Genomic DNA, 22,025 nt, shown 5'->3' with positions numbered 1-22,025 from the left:
ACCGGCTCGGAGCGCGCTGGTCGGCGCGCCGCTGCCATTCAAAGCCTGGTGGCCACCGCCAAACTCAACGGTATCGACCCCATGCGCTGGCTGACCGAGACGCTGGAAAAACTACCCACCTGTCCCAACAGTCAGATCGATTCGCTTCTGCCATTTGCTCAGATTACGGGGAAATAGATTCCGCTGGAAGGTGGGACGGTCGGATGCTTACACAGTACCGTCTACAGCTACGACCCACTCGGCCGGCCTGTCGGGACCAAAACACCCGATGGCGGTGAAAGCTACGAGTACGATCCGCTGGGACGCGTGATCGCGCACATTGGCCCGCTCGGCAATCACACCAGCTACGTGCTCGACACCGATGGACAGCCGCTTAAGCGCATCGATGCGCGTGGCAGCGTGGTGGAATACCGCTACGACGATGCCCGCCGTGTGGCCGAGTTGATCAACGAAAATGGCGACGCGCACCGTTTCCTCTATGACGCGCTCGACCGCCTGATTGAAGAAACCGGCTTCGATGCGCGCCTGACGCGCTACCGTTACGACGACAGCGACCTGATCACCGCCAAGGAAGAACTTGGCAGCGACGAGCGCAACGAGTACACGCGCATCGATACGCACTACAGTCGCGACAGCGCCGGCCAGCTCGTCGAAATGCTCATCTCGCGCACGACGGGCGAGGTGCAGGCCGAACAATTGCGTGTACGCTACGCCTATGACACCCTCGGGCGGATGACGCAGGCCATCAATGCGGATGCGGAAGTGAGCCTGCACTACGATGTGCTGGGCCAACTGGTGGGCGAGCACACGAAAGGTCGTGACTTCAGCGCCGAGCTGCGTCACGAGTACGACGAGCTGGGCAACCGCATCAAGACGGTCTTTCCTGACGGACGCGTGCTGAACAAGCTGTTTTACGGTTCGAGCCTGCACGGGGTCAGTGCCTACAAACGTGACTGTTCAATATAATCGGCTGGTGGGCTTTGGTCACTATTTCCAGGAAAATAGAACCAAATGGCATATAAAAATGTTACCCAAAGAAAATTTAAAATTAAATTGCATCAAATATGGCCGATATTTTCAAAGCGGAGCAAATAATGAAAACGAGTAAACCGGTAGAGTCAAGTTGGATGTTCCAAGAGTTGGTAGAGAACATATACGGCGATACTACCCTATCTCAGATACGCGACCTATTGTTATCCTTTAAAGAAAAGGGAGCACGAGCGCCTCAGATTGCACATTCTTTAATGAGCGTAGTCCATCAAAATCAAGCAAAATCTGTCAATGACGCTTTGCCGGAAGAAGTAGAAGACAAGCTTTTTGATGTAATAGACATGGTCTGCGGACTGATGTCAGAGAGTTTTACGATATGGCAGCCGGCTTGTAAATGGGGGACCGCCAGGACCATATTTTATTTAGAAGAATTGTGCCCGATATGCAAGACTGGTATCTTGGGATTTCGGCGCGTAGACAATTCCAAGAAAATTGTAATCGCCTGTCATGAATGTGAATCCGTTTGGAGCGATCCAAGTAATGTCACTACCGAAAATGTGCTTCACGTACCTGCTCCGGATTTCGGTGTGATGGAACTAGGAGCATCGGTTTTTGGAGATAATGCAGCATGGGCTACTGTTGACGAAATCCAGCGGGCAGGCTGGGGCCAATATGTGGCCGGCGAAGAAATTCCTGTATATTGATAAAAAACTTGGCGCTCGCCGATTATTCAATCGCGACACGAGGTCAGATACCGTTTTTTTATCAAGAAGCGAAAATTTAGATCCCGCTATTGATGGGCGATTCCACGCAAGGCCGGGACTTCAATATAAGGACTAACCATGAAAGAAGTATGGGTCTTCAATGGGGCCGAGGGACGATTTCCTTCTGCAGTATTCGATGCGCGAGCCGATGCGCAAAGATGGATAGCGAAAAATGCCTTAACCGGGGTGTTGACGAAGTACCCGGTGGGCATCTCAGTCTACGAGTGGGCGATAGAAAATGGCCAATTTAGCGCCAAGAACGAGCAGCAAAAATCGTCGGCATTTATCCAAAAGTTCTCGTCGGCAGCCCAGGAACACGTACACTTCGAAAATGGCATCGCTGAATAGAGTGCAATTATGATTATCATCTACTTTAGGGGCCTCGAAGAAACCGTAGCGAGCGGCATCAGTTCGTTTGAAAAGCGCAGCCGTATGAAGGTACGGTGAAGATCGCAGGACGAAAATTACGCGCGTTAAGGCTGCAAAATGATGTTGCCAAGTAACAATGGGGGCGATACGAGTTGGCGCTGCATTGACGGATGAGTTTCGCGGCATCACTTCCTGGTCTCCGCAGGACTTCTTTCAGCGCTGCAACCATGCTGGACGGCCACGGTGAGCTTCAATAGATATGCGCAATAATTAATGCGAATAGAGGATACGAATGTTGGCGTCCAATTTTAATCTCTGGAACACCTGTCTTAAGATTATTCGAGACAGAAGTTATTCGCTTTCCATTCAAGGGGAACTGGATGAAGACGGCTGTTGGCCAAATGACGCCTTGTCGCTCGCCGAAAAAAATGGCTTCGTCTTCAAGGCCGATAATCCGATAAAATTGCTCGGGCTTGTTGGCATTTATGAACATGCGCAGCCTGACGAGGATGTGCCTTATTGGTGGTACGAAGACTGTCCAGACATAAAAAGCGAGCTGGTGCGAAAAGCATTTCCTGATTTAATCTGACTGGCCATATTGCCAAAAAAATGAGTTCAAGACTATGGATCCGAAAGAAATTGAAAGCTATGTGAGTTTAGGCTCGCGCCGGACAGTTTGTGTGTATAGGGAGAGATTGACGGATATCAATCTATATGTAATATCAGTGTATATTAGCGGAAAACCTGGCAATTATTGCGTGAGTGTCGAGTTTGATCCGATCACGATGGTTGATGAAGGGGAAGGATGGAAATGGCGCTCCGAGCCGATGAAATTGGAGCCAATAATTGGATTGCTGGAAGAATTTATTGGTAAAGACATTGCGGAATGGGAAAATGCCACAAGGTCGGCTCGGTCTGAATATTTCACATGCGATGCTGATGATCGCGAAAACAAAGAACAGGATGCTGCATTTGCGGCCATCCGATTTGGCGAGGAGCGACTTCCTCGGGGATTTGTGTGGCGTTAATTGCCAGTCGCGGTTCTTGGTCCGCTACCCTAAAGGGTTCCTGACCGGAGATCTTTTATGATTAACATCAACAAGAATGAAGTTCCCATTACGCTTTTAGCAATTATTCAAACTAAGTATCATGATGTTGATTATTTAAATCGCTGGGCTATTGGCATGTTTGGCAAATACACATGAGTACTAGCTTATAGGAAATAGGTCCAAGCACTCGCACGAGTGTTTGTACACGATGCCACTATACTCAATACGGTCACGCCAGGACTTTCAAAAAATTGACAGCCGACGGAAAATATACTAAACATACATGCTGCCAGCCACACCACTAATGTTGATGAAGTTCTGGTCAAGCGACTGTGGGATAATGAAGAGTGTCCGTACTTCGATTTAATCATGCATGGGGATGGAAGAATTTTTCCATTGCAACCTATTGGCCAGGATAACGCTGATCGGTACTACATGAACTCCACAGCGTGGATGCCGATTTCACAGGTGCCCGGCATTAATGATAGCAATAGCTTAAACGAATTGCTGGTATTTGATGTCTCTTCTGCTCCGTCCTTGTCAACTGGTTTGCGCAGTGGCTTGACGGCTTATGCTGTCAACATTCCTCAGGTCGGCCCTCCGTCATCACTATGGTTGCGGTTGTGCGATGGCCGGACCCTCAGGGTGGGAGTGGAAATGCATGATCTCATGGACTGGGAAGAGATTGGCACGCTGACGTTCGAAATAGTCAAGGTGGCTGACACGCCCGCCATGGCGTGCTTGCCAGCAGCTTGGTCGAATGTGCTACAGATCGACAAGCTGGTTCATGTCTCTGATGAGTGCCAGGCGGAATCTGGATTTTGTTTGACCGCAACGAATGGCGAACCGCTGATGGTTCTGCCCGCGGCAGATATCTGTACGTTGGCAATTCAGGCGCCGCTTTATTACAATTCATTCAATCCAGAGAATGGTCTGGCGGATTACGTTCGCAGCGACTTCCCTGCATGTATGCAGCACAAACAGTGATTGGAAAGCGGCGTTGAATATGACCGAACTGATTGATCATGGGAACTTCTATTACGCAGATTGCATAGCAACAGACTCTTCACGCGTCATGGGATACAGAATAGATAGTGACAAGATCGAGCTTGATGATAGCATCATCGTTGACGAATCTGAGTTGACGTCTATATTCCAAAATTTCTCCGTAGAAATTGGAAACTCGACTTATTCCGGCGGCGAAGCGGCCGCCCACGGCTCCTGTGGATTTTTCTGCAAAAGAATCGGCGGCTTGCTGGACTGGATATTAGTTTCAACGGAATCTAATCCATTTATCAGCGTGGAACTTCATAAAGAATGCGTTCGATTTCGGACCAGTTCCGGTTTTATCTGGGTAGTTCCAAATGATAAAATAGAATCCGTGTATATTGAAAACGACAAACTCGCGGGATCAGACGTGAAACGTGCCCCCGATTATCAAACAACAAACCATCCTGGACACGGACAAGACCCCGTGACCCGTGTTGAAGATGCCTAGCAACGGTTGTCCAACAATAAAAATGACAGGATTGGAAATACGTTTTTCTATAAGTTATTTGAGCAAAGTAATTTAGATCAAAATCGGTTTTTGACGCTATGCGACGATATGGAGATCGCGTTCGAAAAGCACGCGAAACCAAAAGAAGACTATATGTTATTGGTTGGATAATTTCTTGCATTTTCCGATGCGTCTTTTCTCATTTTGACAAAGTCGATAGTTACACGATCATGAATTTTGATGACAAGCTGTCGCACAGGTGAGGAGCGGAGTACGGGAGGGCACGGGGTCAATGCCGACAAACTAACACGGACTCAACATTAGGCAGTGAGCGCGGTGAAAGCTACGAATACGAACTTGATCTCAACGAGTGGGCGGCTATTGACGCAGAATTGTCGCTACCTCTTGGCAAGGTCCTTGCGGAAATGAATGTTGTACGGCTTTAATTAGCCAAACAAATACAATTCTTTGTACCGGACAAGGCATTTCTATAGAGATTCCAAATCCATGAGCAGACAGCAACTGTTAGAGCTTGGCAGGCAGAAATGCAGCGTCTTACTTGACCAATATCCAAGTAGCACCGCACTTTTGTCGGTGTTACGGCAGATCGAGTATCTCATTGGATTAGAAAATGGGACTGTCACAAACAGATCCAGGCTAAAAGAGATCACCATCAGAGTCCTTACCGCACGAGAAATTGAACCTTTAGACGACCACACAGCCGAGACGTTCTACCAAATTGCGAGTGAGGCAAGGCAGATGTAATTGCAAGGGCAAATAGCACACATGGGGCAGCAGGGGCGCTCGGGGGCATTTCATGCGAGCCATACGATGAAGCGTTACCTGAACTACCGGGCCCCGCCGGGAAAAGCAATGATGGAGCTAAAATAGGAATATAGCCCGTGCTGGATCTAGAGCGGCACAGCATCAGTACGCACATTCAAATGTGACCTGAAAAAATTACATATGCCAAATAGAATTCCACGCATATGCGTCGACTTTAATGAAATGCTGGAACCTGATCTTGTTCTGCTTGCAAAAACTGATACAAAGATGGATTCCAGCGGTTCACTCATAACGTTTCATGAAGGAATGCAGGTAGCGATCTACAATGAAGACCGGAACGAGCATGGCATCCGCGATGACCTCATTGCTGAAGGTAGAGTCGAGCGGAACCGGGCCTCCGAACAATGGGCTAAGGCTGCAAAGTGGTGTTGCCGAATCGATAAAAATGGAATTCGATATGAATCTGGTAAATAAATATCAGAAAAGACATCATTTGATTCGCAAAAACTGCGCGTTAGATATAAACGAACTAATCTATCGTTTTGTCAAAGATGGATGGATAGCCGATCCGCGCTCAGTCGATTTGATCTCTTTCTCGAAATCCGACGTCGAGATGCAAGATCTTGATATATCCGGAGAAGAAACAGATTACCATCTTCTCTCTTGGGAACGGAATTTCCCTTCCAGGCGAAAAAGCATCTGCACGGAATTCAAACTCTACTTTTATGCAGAGGGACTACAAACCAACGGAATCGGCATCTTTGACAGGTTCAGACTCACGACATTTCTGAACTACTTAAGGATGCGTAGCACCGGCGATGATTTTTCGTTCGATATTCATATGAATAAGGATCTAAATGAAGGTGCGATTCTTTTTCACAATGGCGTCCTGATTCAGTTTTCTTCTGAAAATGGAACTCAAAATTTTTACCTCAAGACAGTTGAGAGCAACATGGATCTCCTTGATAAAGATTATTCCAAATCGGCTCATCAGCGTTTCGTAAAATTTATGTTTAACAAATTCTCTTGCGATGAGTTGAACAAGGGGAAATATCTAAAGCACCGGGCAATTCAAAAGCTGTGCGTACGACATGCTCGCCAACGTGGTGATCTCGCACACCACGAGCGAGTCCCACGCTAACCAGCGACGCCTGCCTCATGCTTGTAATGTCATTCCAAAGTTCCCAAGCGTATCACTTCTCACTAACATAGATTGTATGAAATGAATAGATTCTTCTTAACCAATGACGTTGGGATAGAACTGATTGCCAGGTCAGAACCATTCAGCGATACCACATTCATATTTGGTTCCCGCGGGTCGCTGGCTGTTGCAGGAAAAATTATTACGCAACCTAATGCAACGATAAACACCGTTATTTCAGAAAGTATAGGGAGTGAACATTGGTTTACCGAAGAATCAGACATTGTCAGATTTGATAATTCCGGGCAACTACATACATTGATATTGAGTCTGTCTGAAGAAAATTCTCACTTTCATGCAAAACTACCGCAGCCTCAAGCCGGATATTTCTCAATCCAGCTTTCCCCGATAAACGAGTTCTTTCTTCTTCCCCCTCAGATTTATCGATCTTTCAATTCAAACAGTCGAGAGTTGTTCTGTTTTACCGAAAACGCTCCTCCAGCAACCGTTTTTAGAATTACATCTGATTTATCTTTATTCTTCAATAACGAAAATATGTTTAGCGGATGGGTGCTCCATCGTCCTCTGGAAAACCTTGCCGCCACCTATCAGAGCGAAAAGGATCTGGAATCGGCAGATGACGATACTTATACGATATTCGGCGAGTATTTTGATATCATCAGCAATAATGAAGCCCTTGTCCACGACGACGATATTGAGATTCTGGTAAAAAATTTGCTGAACAGAATAGATCCGCAACGAATAGCCACGATAAAAGGAAATGTTAGGCGCGAGGAATTTGAAATGACAGTGTTCGACTTGAAGGACAATTTTCTGGACACGTGATATGTCGACGCGATGGCACAGGGTAGCTCGCACAATCTGGCTGAACATCTCTGAGCCCCGAGTCGGCAGTGCGCAGTTGTTTCCCTCGGTGCATACGGAATGACATGCGCGACGCGCTGCGTTGACGCGTCGAACTGATCACCATTCATACCCGATTCAAGATTTGTAAGCGGCATGTGACCATGCACACCCCGGCAGATTGAAAGTGAACTATGAATATCAAGCATCATATCGCCAGGCTCGGGGGAATCAAACCTGCTTGCGGAGATGAATTTTTGCCAATGCCTGAATTTGACATCACCGAACTGGAGAAAATGCTGAATATTCGTCTTCCTGATGACTACCGCGTTTTCCTGGCCACGTATGGCGCATCATTATTCAAGGGTGAATCGGACGAGAAGCCTTATGTTGTTTTCAGTTCTGTCGAGCAGCTTCCTGCACACGTGACGGGCGATGGCTTCGCTTTGCTGGATGCATCTTATGGCGCAAATGGTGAAGGAGCATACAGCCTGGCTACGCGCGTGGGGTTCTTTCGGGGGCGGATGCCAGAAAGTGTCATTCCGATTGCCGATGATGGCGGCGCTGGCCAAATCTGTTCAGGAGTCAGTGATGGAGATGAGGGTAGAATATTTTACTGGGATATGCGGCATGAGGCGCTAAGTGAGGAGGAATATCTTGAAGATTATGGCGAGCCACGGCCAGCGCAGGCAATGTACGAGAATATGTATTTAGTTGCCGGTTCTTTTGACCAATTTCTGTACGCCCTCCGGAAGAAACACTCCACGAATGCTGCGACTTACCCTTCTTTACAACGTCATGGAGACGAATCATGAAGCCTGTCCACGTTACCGTGCTCAATGACCAATCGATCATCCGATGGATAGCCACTGAAATGGCGCTTTCGGACAGTTCCCTGGGAGAAGGCCCCATACTTTGGGAGCATCCGAGTGTCCCTTTTCTCCAATGCACAGGCATTGATATTCAACTCCAGAATGGTTCAGTCTATCGCATGCTTTCTCAGCTCGACGATGGAAATACGGGTGGATATATCGGTTTGTACCTGACCGCCAGGGAGGTAATTGATACTCCCTGCAGTTTTGAGGCCGGCAGTATTTATCGCACGCGAGAGTTGAGCGAACTTCCGGTCGGAGTGGCAACGGTAACGGTGACAGAAAGTGACGGGCAGAATACGGTATCGCGGATCGACATTGTCGACGGTGGGCGCACGGTGTCATGTTGGGCTGCCGAGGTCGACGAGCGCGCTGATGGATCTTTTAACATCAATGTGGGAGATGAGTCCATTCTGGTTCAAGTTGACCGTCTGAGGCCGGCTCACCTGTCCTCTGAATGGGAATAATAATGAGACATACTCCCGAGCACTTGATGAAAACAGTGCATCTGATCAAGAGAGCGTACCCGCAAGGAATTCCGGATAGTAAATTTAGCGCGGTTGTCGGCATTTTATATGAGCATATGTCGGACCGTAGTTGGACCTCCCTAAAACTTTGTGCAGGATGAAATGACATGGCGACGTTGATTTTTGAGTTTGATTTCGATGAACGGCCTGAGTTCGAAGCCGAATCCAGAGGTTATCTCAGTCATGTTAAAGTCCGGACTGACAATGATATGGTTTATCCCGTGCTTTTCTACGATCCGGTACGGCTTGTACAAGATCTGGATGAAGCGTGTAAATCAGGAAATCGCTTCATTGCCGAGCCGGGATTGATTGTACTGAGGAGCATTACGCTACGCGATATGCAGGCTGCGGTGGACCGATTGGAAGCGGAAGGATATTTCGATCGCCTTGCCCGATTCGCATCTGATCAAATCATCGATCCGGCAAACAGCAACAAAACAGCCGCGTTGACTGCATCAGGAAACGCACAGGACCAGGATGCACGTTGCCGCGACGCGTGGCAACGGTTGGCCAACAATCGTGATGATGAGATGGAAAACACGTTTTGCTATCAGCTATTTGAACTGAAACGTTTCGATCGAAAACTGTTTCTATCGCTATGCGAGGACATGGATCTTGTACTCGAAAAGCGAGCAGCACCGAAGGAAAACTATAAGCTATTGGTTTGGATAATTTCTTGCATTTTCCGATCTGTCTTTTCTCATTTTGACAAGTCGGATTCTTACACCATCACCAATTTTGATGCCGGGATGTCGCAGCAGTGGGGATCGGAATACTTGGAAGAATTAAGAGTCCTGCTGGAGAAAACAATCGACGTGGCTATTGAGTAAAGCGCTGGCGAAGAAAATAGTCATGCCTGACGGGCGCCGGGCGCACCGGCCCGCCTGCCCTTACCCGATGTAATTAAACAGCGATAAGCCCGACAAGGCCTTGAACGACTTCTGCGCCGCTTCAAGCGTGGTTTGCTGCTGCGCGAACTGCGACAGCGCCTTGACCATGTCCAGGTCCACCAGGTTCGATATCGCGGTCTGGTACTGGATATCGCGGTCCGACCCGGCGCTATCCAGATAATCGAGTTCCTGCATGCGCGAGCCGAACGAGGCGCGCACCGACAAGATGTTATCGAGCGACGACGTCAGGTTGGCATTGGCCACGCTCAGACTATTGGCCAGCTGGGCCTTGCCGCCCGCCCCGATAACCGGCTGGCGCAGCGCCGCCACCAGGTCGGTCACCGTCTTGAACACCGACTGGTTCACGCTCGGTTCGGTGGTGAAGCTGTCGCCGTTGCCCGGCTCGCCCTTGACGTCCATCGCCATGCCATCGAACGCAATCTGCTGCCCGGTCTTGTACGGCTGCGGCGTGGCCACGGCCGGTGGGCGCGGAATCGATTCGCTGGTGGTGGTGTCCGTCACCATGTAGGTCGTCACCGGCGGCGTGGTCGCGCTCACCGCGAACGTCACGCTGTAATTGTGGCCCGTCAGCGCCGACTTGTCGGTCACCGTGCCCGGCGAGATCAGGCCCGATCCGGTGTTGCCAGGCGCGGCGCGGGTCTGGAAGTCGCCGTTACCGGTCATATTCCGTTCAAAAATGGCGTTGCCGGTCTCGCTGACCGGCATCGTGCGCGAGGAGCCGACCTGCAACATGCGCTGGCCCTGGTCACCGTTGTACTGGGCGCCGCCGGCGGTCTGGGTGAACGGCTGGGTATTGGCGCGATGCCCGGCAAACAGATAGCCGCCAACACCGTCCTCGGTATTGGCCACCGCCAGCAAGTCCTGCATGCGCGATTCGAGGTCGATCGCGATCGCTTCGCGGTCGGGCGGGGTCAGCGAGCCATTGCCGGCGTACACCGACAAGCGCTGGATTTCCTGCATCAGGGTGGTGGCACTGGTCAGCGCGCCTTCGACCTGCCCCAGCGAACTGTTGGCGTTCATGCGGTTGACCTTGAACTGCTCGTTGACCGATTGCGATTGCGCCAGTTCAAGCGCGCGCGCGGCCGCGACCGGGTCGTCGGCGGCCGTCACGAGGCGGCGGTTGGTCGACAGCTGCATCTGGGTCTTGGCCAACTGGCTCTGCAAGCTGCCGAGCTGGCCGGTGCCGTTGGCGTAGATGGTGTTGGTGCTGATACGCATGCTGGTTTCCCCGACTTATCGAACCGACTAATGTAAATTAACGACCGATCGACAGGATCGTGTCGAACAGCGTACTGGCCATCTGCATCACTTTACCGGCCGCCTGGTAGGCTTGCTGGTACTTGAGCAGGTTGGTCGCTTCTTCATCCAGGTTCACGCCAGAAACATCCTGCTGCGCCGCCGTCACCTGCTTGAGCAGGGTGTCGCCGGCCTGGCTGTTCACCTGCACTTCGCGCGTCTTGTTGCCGACAAAGCTGACCAGCTCGGCGTAGGCCGACTGGTAGGTCGCCTTCCCGCCATCGAGAATCGGCTTGGTCTGCAGGTTGCCCAGGAGACGCGCATTGCGGTTGTCGGCCGTGCCGTTGTTGTTCGGCGCGACCGTGAAGGTGTCGCCCGCGACTGGCGTGCCCGCAAATTTCAGGTTCACGCCGCCGAAGTTGTAGTTGGCGCCGGCGGTGAAGGGAATCGAGGGGGTGCCGGCCGGATACGTGGTCGGCACGCCGTTGGTGGTGACGGTCACCGCCTGGCCCGCCGGGAAACCGGACAGGCCGGCCGGCGTACCGCCCACGGTCAGGTTGACTGGCGCCGTCAAGGCATTGCCCGGCGTCAGGTACGAGGCGTCGACAGTGCCTTCGCTGATGGTCACCGTGCCCTTGTTACTGAGCGGCAAACTGGTGCTGATCGGCGCCGCCGCCGCAATCGAGTTGCGCTCGTTGACCTTCATCGAAAAGTCGGAGGCGCCGTTGATGGTCGGGCGCACCAGAAAGCTGTCGCCGGCGCTCGCGCTGCCGGTGACGGTAAACGCCACCCCATCGATGGTCTGCGGGCCGGTCTGCGGAAACGGGGTGATCTGGAACGGTTTCTTGTCCGACAGGCGCGTGACCGTGTAATTGCTGCCGTCGTAGCTGACGCTGTAGTCGCTCTGGGTCAGCGCGGCCGGGTCGACAATGGCCGCCTTGACGTCGGTGGTGCTGCCGACCGCATTATTGATGTTGCGTCCGACCACGGGCGCGCCGACCGTGAAGAAATCGCCGCCCGGATTGCCGGCCGCGTCGATGCCGAGGCGGTGCTGCTCGTTGAAGGTCTGGGCCAGGGTGATCGCCACCCGGCCCAGCGAATTCTGGGTACGGTCGAGGGTGCCGGAACGAAATTCCATCAGGCCGCCCAGCTCGCCGCCGGTAAAGGTGCTGTCGGGCAGCACGGTAACCTTGCCGGCAGTCACCAGGCCGACCTGCACCCGGCTCAAGTCGGTCGGCGAGGTGGTGGCCGCCAGTTCGAACGCCTTGTTGCCCACCACCAGCGGCTGGCCGCTGCCGATCGCCACTGTCAGGCTGTTATTGTTGCCGCGCGTAACCGTCGTTTTGACTTCCTTGTTCAGGTCGGCGATGAGTTGGTCGCGCGCATCCATCAGGTCGTTCGGTTCGGCGCCGGAGCCGGTGGTCAACTGGGAAATCTTGTCGTTGAGCTGGCCGATTTGCTGGGCATAGGAATTAATCACCCCCACCTTGGCCGTGATTTCGCTGTTCACACCCTGGCGGATCTCGCTCAGACGGTCATTGATGCCCTGGAAACGCGCCACCAGCGACTCGCCATTCGACAGCACCGCCTGGCGCGAGGCGGCCGAGGACGGGTTCGAGGCCATGTCCTGCACGCCCTTGAAAAAATCCTGCAAGGCGGGCGATAGCCCGGACGTGCTGTCCGACAGCAAGTTGTCGACCTGGCTGATCTGGGAGTAAAAGGCGTCGAGCGAGCTGACCTGGGTCTGGGCGGAACGCACCTGGCCGTTCAGGAAGCTGTCGGAATAGCGCTTGATCTGCTCCACTTCCGTGCCGCTGCCCACAAAACCGTAGCCGTAATTCTGCGCAATACCGCTCGACTGGATGATCGTCTGGCGGCTGTAACCGGCCACGTTGGCGTTGGCGATGTTGTGGCCGGTCGTGGACAGGCCCACTTGGGCGGCGAACAGGCCGGTCTTGCCGATGTTGAGGAGATTTCCAGACATGATGTGGTTTCTTTCCTTGAATATCTATATCTACGGCAAGTTGTCAGAAAACTTGAGCCGCGCGCCCGCCTAGGCCAGGTTGCGCTGGATAATCTTGGTCAGCTTGGCCGCGTACAGCGGATCGGTGGCGTAGCCGGCTTTCTGCAAGCCCTGGGCGAAACCGGCCGCATCCTGGGCGTTGGCCAGCACTTTTTCGTAGCGCGGGTTGTTGGTGATCAGTTTCGCGTAATCCTTGAAGCTGTCGGCATACGAATCATAGGCGCGGAATTTCTCGACCCGGGTCTGCGGCTTGCCGTTGACGTATTCGGTCGTGACTGCCGTGGCAACCTTGCCAGTCCAGCCAGGGCCGGCCTTGATGCCGAACAGGTTGTGGCTGGTGGCGCCGTCGGCATTGCGGATCTCGCGCCGGCCCCAGCCCGACTCGAGCGCGGCCTGGCCGAGCATGAACTTGGCCGGAATCCCGGTGGCGCGCGCCGCTTCGTCGGCGTGCGCGCCCAGCTTTTCCTGGAACGCGCGCACATGCGGCGACTGCGGCCGCCCGCTCGCGCTCACGCCGGGGGTGGCCGGGGCGCCGCTGGTGCCTGTCGTGGTCGGCGTGAGCAGCGCGCCCGGCGACTTGATCATTTCGCCGGCATCGCGCCCGGGCGGCATGGCGATCCGCTTGGCCGGCTGGTCGTTGGCAATGGTAAACGGCTGGGCCGGCTGGGCGATCGGGTCGCCATTGATCGCCAGCGCCTGCGCATTGGCGGCCGTGGTGCTCAACTGGCGGATCAGCACGTCGGCCAGGCCGACTCCGCGCTTGGCCAGGTTCTGGCTCATCTGCTGGTCCAGCATGGTGGTGAAGGTCTTGGTTTGCTGGCTGTCGAGCATGCCTTCGCCCTGCGGCGTGGCGTCGCGCATGCTTTTCATCATCATGTTGATGAACATGGCCTCGAACTGGGTCGACGCGGTTTTCAGCGCTTCCGGAGAGCCGGCCTTGGCCGACTGCTTGAGCCCGCCCAAGGCATTGGTGTCGAGGGCGAATTTGCTGCTCAGGTCGTTCGATGGGCCGATCATGATGGCATCCTCAAATGATTTCGAGTTCGGCGCGCAGCGATCCGGCCGCTTTCAGCGCCTGCAGGATCGAGAGCAAGTCTTGCGGCGAGGCGCCAATCGCATTCATCGCCTTGACCACTTCGGCCAGCGACGCGCCGCCCTTGACCAGGACCACCTTGCCCGGGTCTTTTTTGACTTCGACCTGGGTGTTCTGGGTCACCACGGTCTGGCCGCCCGAGAACGGCCCCGGCTGGCTGACCTGCGGATCGGAACTGATCGTCACCGACAGGTTGCCGTGCGAAATGGCGCAGGTGTCCAGGGTGACGGTCTGGTTCATCACCACCGAGCCGGTGCGCGCATTCATGATGACCTTGGCGGCCAGCTTGGACGGATTGACTTCCAGCCCTTCCAGCACGCCGATGAAGGCCACCCGCTGGTCGCTCGAGGATGGCGAACGCACGCGGATCACGCGCCCGTCCAGCGCGGTGGCGATGTCCGGGCCAAAATGGTTGTTGATCGCTTCGACCACGCGCGCCACGGTGGAAAAGTCGGTGGTATTGAGTTCCAGGCGGATCTGGTTGTTCTCGCCCAGGTTCGAGGCGACGGCGCGCTCCACCGTGGCGCCGGCCGAAATCTTGCCCACTGCCAGGTGATTGACCTGCACCTGCGCGCCGCCCGCTTGCGCGCCGACCCCGCCGACCAGCACATTGCCCTGGGCCATGGCGTACACCTGGTTATCGGCGCCCTGCAGCGGCGTCATGATCAGGGTGCCGCCGCGCAAGCTCTTGGCGTTACCGATGGACGAGACCGTGATATCGATGGTCTGGCCCGGCTGGGCGAAGGCCGGCAGCGAGGCCGTGACCATCACCGCGGCCACGTTCTTGAGCTGCAAGCTGGTACCGGGCGGCATGTTCACCCCTTTTGCCTGCAGCATCGAGACGATCGACTGCACCGTGAACGGGGTCTGGGTGGTCTGGTCGCCGCTGCCATCGAGGCCGACCACGATGCCGTAGCCGCTCAGCTGATTCTGGCGCACGCCGGCAATCGTCGTCAGGTCCTTCAGGCGCTCGGCCTGGACCGCCTGCGGCAGCAGGGTCAGCGACAAGGCAAAGGCGGCGGTTTTCAGGAATGCACGCATGGAAATTCCGATCAGAATGGCAGCAGGGACTGGAAGAAACGGGACACCATCGCCGTCATTTCGGCGCGGTCGATCTGGCTGTTGGTGCGGTACTCGACCCGCGCATCGGCCACCTGGGTCGACGAGACCGTATTGCCGGCGCCAATATTGTCCGGGCTGACCATGCCCGAGAAGCGGATGAACTCGACGCCCTTGTTCATCGCCACCTGCTTCTCGCCGGCCACGATCAGGTTACCGTTCGGCAGCACTTCGGTGACGGTCACGCCGATGGTGCCGGTAAAGGTATTGCTCGCGCTCTGGTTATCCGAATCGGAAAACTTGTTGGCGCCCTCGACCCCGACGGCGGCCCCGAACACGCCCTTGATCACGCCCGGTGCGGCGAAGCTGGCCGAGCCGGACTTGTTGCCCGAACTGGCGCCGGCTTTCACGGCCGCGGTGCGCTCGGTGATGTTAATGGTCAGCATGTCGCCGATGTGGCGCGCGCGCCGGTCTTCGAACAGCGGACGGTACTGCGAACTCTGGTAGATGGCGCCGTTGGCGGGCGCGCTCTGCTCGGCCATGAGCGGACGGGCGCTGGTCGGACGCTGCACGATCGAGCTCGGGGTGGCGGCGCAGCCGCTCAGCGCCAGCAGGGAAACGATGAGGAAAGTTTTCATGGGCTAGCTCCTGGGCTTACAGCTGCGACAGCTTTTGCAGCATCTGGTCGGACGTGGTGATCGCCTTGCTGTTGATCTCGTAGGCGCGCTGGGTCTGGATCATGTTCACCATTTCCTCGACCACGTTCACGTTCGAGGTTTCCACGTAGCCTTGCAGCAGCACGCCGGAACCGTTGGTGCCCGGCGTGTTGGTGTTGGCCGCGCCCGAGGCGCCGGTTTCCACATACAGGTTTTCGCCTTTCGACTCCAGCCCGGCCGGGTTCACGAACGTGGTCAGTTGCAGGCTGCCGATCTGGGATGGCGCCCCGGTGCCGGGCAGGGTCACCGAGACGGTGCCGTCGCGGCCCACGGTCAGCGACAAGGCATTCGCCGGCACGGTGATGGCCGGCTGGACCACGAAGCCGGACGAGGTGACCAGCTGGCCGTTCGAATCGGACTGGAACGAGCCGTCGCGGGTGTAGGCGGCGGTACCGTCGGGCATGAGCACCGAGAAGAAACCGGCGCCGTTGACCATCACGTCTTTCGAGTTGCCGGTCTGCTGGGGATTGCCCTGGGTGTGGATGCGTTCGGTCGAGACCACGCGCACGCCGGTGCCGATCTGCTGGCCCGAAGGCAGTTGGGTTTGTTGCGAGGATTGGGCGCCCGGCTGGCGGACATTCTGGTACAGCAAGTCTTCGAACACGGCGCGGCTGCGCTTGAAGCCGTTGGTGCTGACGTTGGCCAGGTTATTGGTGATGACGTCCAGGTTGGTCTGCTGCGCTTCGAGGCCGGTCTTGGCGATAAAAAGGGAACGAATCATGGTCTTCTCCAGTAACGGCGGCCGGCGAACATCGCCACGCACCGATCAATGAAGAGATTATGCGCTCCGCGGTGTTAACCCAAAGCGAGGATCTGGGTGGCTTTCGCCGCGTTGTTCTCGGCATTCTTCAGCAGGTTCATTTGCAGTTCGAAGGAACGGGCCAGCGAAATCATGGTCACCATGGCGTCGACCGGGCTGACGTTGGAGCCTTCCAGCGCCCCGCCGGCGACCGCCACTTGCGGGTCGGGCTCGGCCGCCACGCCGCTTTTCAGGCGGAACAAGCCATCGTCGCCGCGCACCAGGTCCTGCTCGGGCGGGTTGACCAGTTTCAGGCGCCCCAGAATGGTGGGCGCGCCCGGCTTGGTGGTGGTGGCGATGGTCGAGATGGTGCCGTCGCCGCCGATCGAGACCGACACTTCCGGTGGCACGGTGATGGAACCGCCGTCGCCCTGGATGGCGAAGCCGGCGGTGTTGGTGAGCAAACCGTTTTCATTCATTTGCAGGGCGCCGTTGCGGGTGTAGGCTTCGCTGCCGTCGGGCATCTGCACGGCGAGGAAGCCCTTGCCCTTGAGGGCCACGTCGAGGTCGCGCCCGGTCAGTTGCAGGGGGCCGGACGAAAAATCGGTGCTGGCCGTGGTATTGACCACGAAAGCGCGGGTGGCCAGCGGCAGGTTCTCGCCGACGATCGGCACCGCGCGGAAGGCGTCGATCTGGGCCCGGAAACCGGTGGTGGTGACATTGGCCAGGTTGTGCGAGGTGGTCGCCTGCTGCTCCAGGATGTGCTTGGCGCCGCTGCCGGCTGTGTAGATGAGTCTATCCATGATTTTTCCTTTACATCGTCGTTCCCGCGCAGGCGGGAACCCAAGTACATGTTAGCGGAACGACAAAACTTGGGTTCCCGCCAAGGGGGCCGCCGAGGCCGGGAACGACGAGATAGCGGCCGAAACGACGGGGTAGTGGCGGGAACGACGGTGTTTAACGCAGGTTGACCAAGGTCTGCAACACCGAATCCTGCGTCTTGATGGTCTGCGCATTGGCCTGGTACACCCGCTGCGCCGTGATCATATTGACCAGTTCCGCCGTCAGGTCCACGTTCGAGCTTTCCACCGCCGAGGCCTGCAAATTGCCGAAACTGCCAGAATTGGGCGTGCCGATCAGCGGGTTGCCCGAGGTCGGCGTCTGCGCCCACGCATTGTTCCCCAGCGGTTGCAGCCCGTTCGGATTGGCAAAATTGGCCAGCACCACCTGCCCCAGCGGACGCGATTCACCATTGCTGTACTGTCCCAGGATGGTGCCGTCGGGACCGGCCGAAAAACGCTGCAGATTGCCGGCCGTATAGCCGTCCTGGCTCGATTTCTTTTCTTCCGTGGCGTCGCCATACTGGGTCGTACCGGCAAAATGCAGGTCGAATTCGATGGTCGGCTTGGCGCCGGTCAGCGGAAACACCGGCAATTCGATTTGCAGCGGCAAGGTCTGCGGCGCCATCGCGGCGGCGTTCAGTATGCCGTTGGTGTCGAAATTGAGGTGGCCGGCGCGCACCGCCGGCACCTTGACGGCGGCGGCGATCAGCTTGTCGATCTCGCCCGGCGTGATGCCGGGCGTGCCGCCGGCGCTGGCGGCGGCGGTGGTAATGGCGGTCTGCTGGGCGGCGGTGGCGCCAGCGGTGCCGGCGGCGGCGGCGACGGCGGCGCCGGCGGCGGTCGCGTAGGCGGCGGCGGCCGCGACCAGGTCACCCGGTGGCACGGCGGTGGAGGCGGTCTGGAAGGCGGTGCGCGCGGTGGTCGCGGCGGTATCGGTCTGGGCCGCGGCGGCCACCGCCTGGTTGGTCATTTCCACCCCGTCCGAACCGACGTACACGTCCCACGCGCCGGGACCGGTCTTGACGTAGTAGGTCGACATCACGTGCGAATTGCCGAGGCTGTCGAACACGTCGATCGAGGTCTGCTTGTTGTAGGTTTCCGGATCGGTCGCGCTGAACGGCACCTTGGTCGGCAGCGGGCTGCGCGAATCGAGGTTGAGCTTGAGATCGACCCGGCTCGTTTCGAGCGGATCCATGTCCTTGTTGTCGATCTTCAGCGGTACCGCCGAGCCAGTGAGGATGTTGCCGGTATCGCTGACGCCGTAGCCGGTCAGCTTGGCACCCTGGGCGTTGATCACGAAACCGTTCTTGTCGAGCGAGAACTGGCCATTCCGTGAATATTGCACGTCGCCGTTGACATCGGTGCGGAAAAATCCGGCGCCGTTGATGGCGATGTCGAGCGGGTTGTTCGAGCTTTCGATATTGCCTTGGGTGAACTGCTGGGCGATCTGCGAGACTTTCACCCCGATCCCGGCCTGGTTGCCGCCGGCGCCGTTGAGCGAATTGGCGTACATGTCCGCGAACTGCGCCTGCGAACCCTTGAAACCGACGGTGCTGGCGTTGGCGATGTTGTTGCCGATAACGTCGAGCGATTTGGCTGCGCCATTCAAGCCGCTAAGTCCTTGTTGAAACGACATGGTGTTTCTCCTGAAAAAGTAAAAGTAGTAGCGGCTTGTTTACAAAATTTGCTTGACGTCGCTCATGGTCACGACGCCCCGCGAGGGCAGATTGAGCTTGACGCCATCCTTGGCGCTGGTGGTGACGCTGGCGACCGTGTCGAACGACAGGGCCTTGGCGTCTTTGATGGCTTCGCCGCCGCGTTCGGCGACGACACGAATCAGGTAATTGCCATCCTTGAGCGCGATCGGCTTGCCGGCCGCGTCGAGTTTGGTCGGGTCGACCACGCCATCCCAGGCCACCGGCACGGTGCCGGCCGCTCGCTGGCCGAGGTCGATGGTCTGGACATCCTTGCCGGTTTTCGGATCGGTGATGATCAGCTGCACCTTGTCGGCCGGGGTTTCCAGGTTCACGCCCATGATGCCCTTGCCGCCGGCCAGGGTCACGCCGTTGCCGTTCACCAGCACGCCATGCCCGATCAGGTTAGCGGCCTGCAAGCCTTCCGAATTCTGGTAGCTCGACTTGAGCGATTCCATGGTCGTGTTCAGCTTGTTGACGCCGGTCACCGTCGACAGTTGCGCCAGCTGGCTGGTGATCTGCGCATTGTCGAGCGGATTCATCGGGTCCTGGTTCTTGAGCTGGGTGACCAGCAGGGTCATGAACTTGTCGGTGTCCGCCTCGACGCTGCCTTCGACCGCTTTCGGCTTCTTCGGATTGACGGCGTTAAGCAAGTCTTGCGACATCACGGGTGCATTGGAATTGACGGTTGCCATGGCGGTTTCTCAGTTTATTACTCAGGTTATTGACCAATGGTCAACGTTTTCATCAACAGCGACTTGGCCGCGTTCATGGTTTCGACATTGGTCTGATAGGAACGCGAGGCCGACAGCATGTTGACCATCTCGTCGACCACATTTACGTTCGGCATGGCCACATAGCCCTTCTCGTCGGCCATCGGATGTTTCGGGTCGTACACCTGCTTGAGCGGGGAAGGATCTTCGATCACTTCGCGCACCCTGACGGCGGTCCCGGCGCCGTTGGTCGGGATCGCCTCGAACACCACCTGCTTGGCGCGGTAGGCCTCGCCGCTGGCGCTGGTGGCGCTGTCGGCATTGGCCAGGTTGCTGGCGGTGGCGTTGAGGCGCTGGGCCTGGGCGCTCATGGCCGAGCCGGACACGTTAAAGATATTAAAGAGCGACATGATTACTGGCCTCCCTGGATCGCCGAGGTCATCCCGCGGATTTGCATATTGATGAAGGTGACCGCCGCTTCGTAGCGCAGGGCGTTGTCGGCAAACTGATTGCGCTCGACATCCATGTCGACCGTGTTGCCGTCGACCGCGCCTTGGGCCGGGGTGCGGTACTGCACCGGGGTGCCGTTGGCCAGCACGTCGCCCTTGGCGGCGCCGGTCGCCATGTGGGCCGGGGCGGTTTGCTTGAGCACGCCAGCCGGCGGCGTGCCCTTGGCCAGCACGCCTTGCAGGGCGCTGGCGAAATCAATATCGCGCGCCTTGTAGTTAGGCGTATCCGCATTCGCGATGTTCGACGCCAGCAATTCCTGGCGTTGCGAGCGCAGGCTCAGGGCCGTCTCGTTAAAGCGCATGTAATCGTCGAGTTTGCCAATCATGTCGTGCTCCGCATCTGTCGACTGCCTCCGGGTTGGCGGCAATGTACTGGTGATGACAGGATGAATCATACGGACCCTGTTGCTTGCCCAATCGAACGATCAGGAGCGCCAAAACACGGCTATTCGGAAGTTCGGCAAGGTCGCGTGAAGTCTATGATGCTCTCATTCCTGAAAGCAATCACTATGAAAATCGCCTTCTTCACTGCCCTCTTGCTTGCCTCGCAATGTTGCTTCGCGCAGCCGGCCGCCGCGCCGGCGCCCGCCTTGCAAGACCCGGCCGTGCTCAAGCGCGTGGCGGAAGACTATCTGCGCGCCCAGAACGCGGCCCTGGCGGGCGAAGTAACGGTCACCGCCGGCCCCGTCAACCAGCGCATGAGCCTGGCCTCCTGCCCGGCCCCGCAAGCCTTCCAGCAGCCCGGCGCGCGTACCTCGGGAAAAACCACGGTCGGCGTGCGCTGTACCGCGCCGCTCGCGTGGACGGTGTATATTCAGGCACAGGTGAGCGTGGTGACCGATTACGTGGCCACCGCCGTGCCCCTGGTCCAGGGCCAGACAATTGAACAATCGCAATTAGTGTTGCTTAAGGGCGACATTGGGACGATGCCGAACGGAATCGTGACCGACATGGCGCAAGCGGTCGGTCGCACCAGCACGGTGTCGCTCGCTTCCGGCACGCCGCTGCGCCTCGATGCGCTGCGCGGCAAACCGGTGGTGCAGCAGGGACAACTGGTCCGGGTGGTCTCGAGCGGCAACGGGTTCCGGGTATCGGCCGAAGCGCGCGCGATCGGCAACGCCAGCGATGGCCAGGTGGTCCAGGTGAGAACGCCGGCCGGCGCCATCCTCAGCGGGGTGGCCAGGGCGGGCGGATTGGTGGAGGTGGTCTTTTAGCCAACTGTTCAAACTCGCGCGGGAATGCGCTAAAGTTTACGCCGCATGCGCCGTTACTTACGCAGACCCTGGAGTTTTTACCGCTCCGCCCAATGAAGGATGATGCTGTGAAAATTAACGACAACCTCAAAAGTAACCCCGGCCTGCCGGCGGCGAGTACGCCCGCAGCGAACGCCAAAAGCACCGAAAAAGCGGCCAGCGCGGCCCCGGCCAGCACCGACAGCGTCAAGCTGTCCTCGCAGGGCCAGGCCATGGCCAGTGCGGTCAGCAGCAGCAATGGCGTGTTCGACACCAAAAAAGTCGAGCGCATCAAGCTGGCGATCGCCGACGGCCAGTTCCAGGTCAATTCCGAGAAGGTCGCGGATGGCTTGCTCGACACCGTGCGCGACTTGCTGCATTCCCGAAAACGCTAACCG

At 56.7% G+C, this 22,025-nt stretch carries 27 protein-coding genes; 16 read left to right on the top strand and 11 right to left on the bottom strand.

The genetic code is table 11. The features are described from left to right. The 14 genes from F0185_RS02580 to F0185_RS02515 form a co-directional block, all read left to right on the top strand. Positions 1-177, top strand: a 177-nt coding sequence (locus tag F0185_RS02580; protein ID WP_167221264.1) for a transposase domain-containing protein, incomplete at its 5' end; no start/stop codon positions are given. Next, positions 178-966, top strand: a complete 789-nt coding sequence (locus F0185_RS02575; RefSeq protein WP_370663963.1) for a hypothetical protein — start codon at positions 178-180, stop codon at positions 964-966. Between the two features lie 128 nt (positions 967-1,094). Then, a complete protein-coding gene (locus F0185_RS02570; protein ID WP_167221260.1) occupies positions 1,095-1,694 on the top strand; it encodes a hypothetical protein in 600 nt (199 codons plus the stop codon). A 138-nt stretch (positions 1,695-1,832) separates the two neighbouring features. After that, positions 1,833-2,102, top strand: a complete 270-nt coding sequence (locus tag F0185_RS02565; protein WP_167221258.1) for a DUF7710 domain-containing protein — start codon at positions 1,833-1,835, stop codon at positions 2,100-2,102. A gap of 313 nt (positions 2,103-2,415) precedes the next feature. After that, complete coding sequence (locus F0185_RS02560; RefSeq protein ID WP_167221256.1) at positions 2,416-2,712, top strand: hypothetical protein; 297 nt, start codon at positions 2,416-2,418, stop codon at positions 2,710-2,712. Positions 2,713-2,746: 34 nt separating this feature from the next. Beyond that, positions 2,747-3,151 (top strand): hypothetical protein, encoded by a 405-nt coding sequence (locus F0185_RS02555; protein WP_167221254.1) that lies wholly within the window; start codon positions 2,747-2,749, stop codon positions 3,149-3,151. A 456-nt stretch (positions 3,152-3,607) separates the two neighbouring features. Next, positions 3,608-4,159: a hypothetical protein gene (locus tag F0185_RS02550; RefSeq protein WP_167221252.1), complete on the top strand. Its 552-nt coding sequence runs from the start codon at positions 3,608-3,610 to the stop codon at positions 4,157-4,159. 19 nt (positions 4,160-4,178) lie between these two features. Next, a complete protein-coding gene (locus F0185_RS02545) occupies positions 4,179-4,670 on the top strand; it encodes a hypothetical protein (protein WP_167221250.1) in 492 nt (163 codons plus the stop codon). 507 nt (positions 4,671-5,177) lie between these two features. Then, entirely contained in the window at positions 5,178-5,435 is a 258-nt protein-coding gene (locus F0185_RS35645) for an immunity protein Tsi6 family protein (RefSeq protein ID WP_167221248.1), read from the top strand. A gap of 364 nt (positions 5,436-5,799) precedes the next feature. Beyond that, positions 5,800-6,597: a hypothetical protein gene (locus tag F0185_RS02535; protein WP_167221246.1), complete on the top strand. Its 798-nt coding sequence runs from the start codon at positions 5,800-5,802 to the stop codon at positions 6,595-6,597. Between the two features lie 81 nt (positions 6,598-6,678). Continuing rightward, entirely contained in the window at positions 6,679-7,443 is a 765-nt protein-coding gene (locus tag F0185_RS02530; RefSeq protein ID WP_167221244.1) for a hypothetical protein, read from the top strand. Positions 7,444-7,655: 212 nt separating this feature from the next. Continuing rightward, on the top strand, positions 7,656-8,276 hold the full coding sequence (locus F0185_RS02525; RefSeq protein WP_167221242.1) for an SMI1/KNR4 family protein: 621 nt from the start codon (positions 7,656-7,658) through the stop codon (positions 8,274-8,276). Further along, complete coding sequence (locus F0185_RS02520) at positions 8,273-8,800, top strand: hypothetical protein (RefSeq protein WP_167221240.1); 528 nt, start codon at positions 8,273-8,275, stop codon at positions 8,798-8,800. Before F0185_RS02525 ends, F0185_RS02520 begins: the two co-directional genes overlap by 4 nt. 167 nt (positions 8,801-8,967) lie before the next feature. After that, positions 8,968-9,690, top strand: a complete 723-nt coding sequence (locus F0185_RS02515) for a hypothetical protein (protein ID WP_167221237.1) — start codon at positions 8,968-8,970, stop codon at positions 9,688-9,690. A gap of 60 nt (positions 9,691-9,750) precedes the next feature. Here the strand turns inward: F0185_RS02515 and flgL are convergent, their stop codons facing one another. The 11 genes from flgL to flgB form a co-directional block, all read right to left on the bottom strand. Then, the gene (flgL, locus tag F0185_RS02510; RefSeq protein ID WP_167221235.1) at positions 9,751-10,989 is read right to left on the bottom strand and encodes a flagellar hook-associated protein FlgL; all 1,239 of its coding nucleotides are present in this window, start codon (positions 10,987-10,989) and stop codon (positions 9,751-9,753) included. Between the two features lie 37 nt (positions 10,990-11,026). After that, a complete protein-coding gene (gene flgK, locus F0185_RS02505) occupies positions 11,027-12,991 on the bottom strand; it encodes a flagellar hook-associated protein FlgK (RefSeq protein WP_167221233.1) in 1,965 nt (654 codons plus the stop codon). 69 nt (positions 12,992-13,060) lie between these two features. Next, entirely contained in the window at positions 13,061-14,047 is a 987-nt protein-coding gene (gene flgJ / locus F0185_RS02500; RefSeq protein WP_167221231.1) for a flagellar assembly peptidoglycan hydrolase FlgJ, read from the bottom strand. A 10-nt stretch (positions 14,048-14,057) separates the two neighbouring features. Then, the gene (locus F0185_RS02495) at positions 14,058-15,164 is read right to left on the bottom strand and encodes a flagellar basal body P-ring protein FlgI (protein ID WP_166896863.1); all 1,107 of its coding nucleotides are present in this window, start codon (positions 15,162-15,164) and stop codon (positions 14,058-14,060) included. Positions 15,165-15,175: 11 nt separating this feature from the next. Further along, a complete protein-coding gene (locus F0185_RS02490) occupies positions 15,176-15,820 on the bottom strand; it encodes a flagellar basal body L-ring protein FlgH (protein ID WP_167221229.1) in 645 nt (214 codons plus the stop codon). Positions 15,821-15,836: 16 nt separating this feature from the next. Next, the gene (flgG, locus tag F0185_RS02485) at positions 15,837-16,619 is read right to left on the bottom strand and encodes a flagellar basal-body rod protein FlgG (RefSeq protein ID WP_167221227.1); all 783 of its coding nucleotides are present in this window, start codon (positions 16,617-16,619) and stop codon (positions 15,837-15,839) included. 74 nt (positions 16,620-16,693) lie between these two features. Continuing rightward, a complete protein-coding gene (locus tag F0185_RS02480) occupies positions 16,694-17,440 on the bottom strand; it encodes a flagellar basal body rod protein FlgF (protein WP_167221225.1) in 747 nt (248 codons plus the stop codon). Between the two features lie 154 nt (positions 17,441-17,594). Next, positions 17,595-19,115 (bottom strand): flagellar hook protein FlgE, encoded by a 1,521-nt coding sequence (locus tag F0185_RS02475; RefSeq protein WP_167221224.1) that lies wholly within the window; start codon positions 19,113-19,115, stop codon positions 17,595-17,597. Between the two features lie 39 nt (positions 19,116-19,154). Further along, complete coding sequence (locus tag F0185_RS02470) at positions 19,155-19,868, bottom strand: flagellar hook assembly protein FlgD (RefSeq protein WP_167221222.1); 714 nt, start codon at positions 19,866-19,868, stop codon at positions 19,155-19,157. Positions 19,869-19,894: 26 nt separating this feature from the next. Further along, the gene (flgC, locus tag F0185_RS02465) at positions 19,895-20,296 is read right to left on the bottom strand and encodes a flagellar basal body rod protein FlgC (protein ID WP_166896851.1); all 402 of its coding nucleotides are present in this window, start codon (positions 20,294-20,296) and stop codon (positions 19,895-19,897) included. A gap of 2 nt (positions 20,297-20,298) precedes the next feature. Continuing rightward, on the bottom strand, positions 20,299-20,721 hold the full coding sequence (gene flgB / locus F0185_RS02460; protein WP_166896849.1) for a flagellar basal body rod protein FlgB: 423 nt from the start codon (positions 20,719-20,721) through the stop codon (positions 20,299-20,301). Between the two features lie 183 nt (positions 20,722-20,904). Here flgB and flgA point away from each other — a divergent pair, with 183 nt between their 5' ends. Next, positions 20,905-21,609, top strand: coding sequence for a flagellar basal body P-ring formation chaperone FlgA (gene flgA, locus F0185_RS02455; RefSeq protein WP_167221220.1), 705 nt, complete (start codon positions 20,905-20,907; stop codon positions 21,607-21,609). 107 nt (positions 21,610-21,716) lie between these two features. Further along, positions 21,717-22,022 carry a flagellar biosynthesis anti-sigma factor FlgM gene (gene flgM / locus F0185_RS02450; protein WP_167221218.1) on the top strand — a complete coding sequence of 102 codons (306 nt, stop codon included), beginning with the start codon at positions 21,717-21,719 and terminating at the stop codon, positions 22,020-22,022. The last annotated feature ends 3 nt before the right edge of the window (positions 22,023-22,025 follow it).

This window comes from Massilia rubra (assembly GCF_011682065.1).
Lineage (GTDB): Bacteria > Pseudomonadota > Gammaproteobacteria > Burkholderiales > Burkholderiaceae_D > Telluria_A > Telluria_A rubra.
The sequence above is the reverse complement of the archived record's forward strand: the minus strand, read 5'-3'. Positions and strand labels throughout refer to the sequence as shown.